The sequence below is a fragment of the Metamycoplasma equirhinis genome, from assembly GCF_006385185.1.
Classification (GTDB): Bacteria; Bacillota_I; Bacilli_A; order Mycoplasmatales; family Metamycoplasmataceae; genus Metamycoplasma; species Metamycoplasma equirhinis.
On the sequence record NZ_VFIX01000028.1, the window covers coordinates 1 to 788 of the forward strand.

The 788-nt window shown below is 64.5% G+C and carries 1 protein-coding gene and 1 pseudogene; both read right to left on the reverse strand.

Annotated features, from left to right (window positions below):
- Positions 1–45: 45 nt before the first annotated feature.
- Positions 46–264, reverse strand: coding sequence for a 30S ribosomal protein S18 (gene rpsR / locus FJM08_RS08505; RefSeq protein ID WP_140031742.1), 219 nt, complete (start codon positions 262–264; stop codon positions 46–48).
- 56 nt (positions 265–320) lie between these two features.
- Positions 321–782 (reverse strand): annotated as a pseudogene (locus FJM08_RS08510) (single-stranded DNA-binding protein); the annotation flags it as partial.
- Between the last annotated feature and the right edge of the window lie 6 nt (positions 783–788).

Consider the following 788-nt stretch of genomic DNA (forward strand, 5'->3'; position numbering starts at 1 on the left):
CATTCGGCGCTACCGAACCGAAGACGTCAATGGCAGCAGCGCCACCTAGCGGGCGTTCGTCACCGCGAGCGCGATGTCTCGCTGGTGCTGCACGCAGTTGCCCGTGACCCGACGCGCGCGGATCTTGCCGCGCTCGCTGATGTAGGTGCGCAACAGCGCGGTGTCCTTGTAGTCGATCGCTTGGTCCTTCTTCGCGCAGAACACGCATTTACGCGTCTTGACCGGCTTTTCCGGAGCCGGGCGCCGCTTGCTGGACTTGGCCATGAGTGTCTATCTTTCCGTTTCTTGATTTGCAGTTCTTGGGGTCAGAATGGCGGTTCGTCATCGCCGCCGCCGAACGAACCCGACGCCGGTGCGCTGCCCCACGGGTCATCTCCCGAGGCGCTGCTGGTCTGCGCCGGCGCCGGACGGGATCCGCTGCCAAACCCGCCGCTGCGGCTGGCCTTGTTGACCTTGGCGGTGGCGTACCGAAGCGAAGGCCCAATCTCATCGACCTCGACCTCGATGACGGTGCGCTTCTCGCCCTCACGGGTTTCAAACGACCGCTGCTTAAGCCGCCCGCTAACGATGACTCGTGCCCCCCGGGTGAGGCTCTCGGCCACGTTCTCGGCCGCCTCCCGCCAGATATTGCACTGGAGGAACAGCGCTTCGCCGTCTTTCCATTCGCCGGTCTGACGGTCATAGATCCGGTGCGTTGACGCCACGGTGAAATTCGCCACGGCCGCACCGGACGGGGTGAACCGCAGCTCGGGGTCAGCGGTCAGATTTCCGACGATGGTGATGGTGGT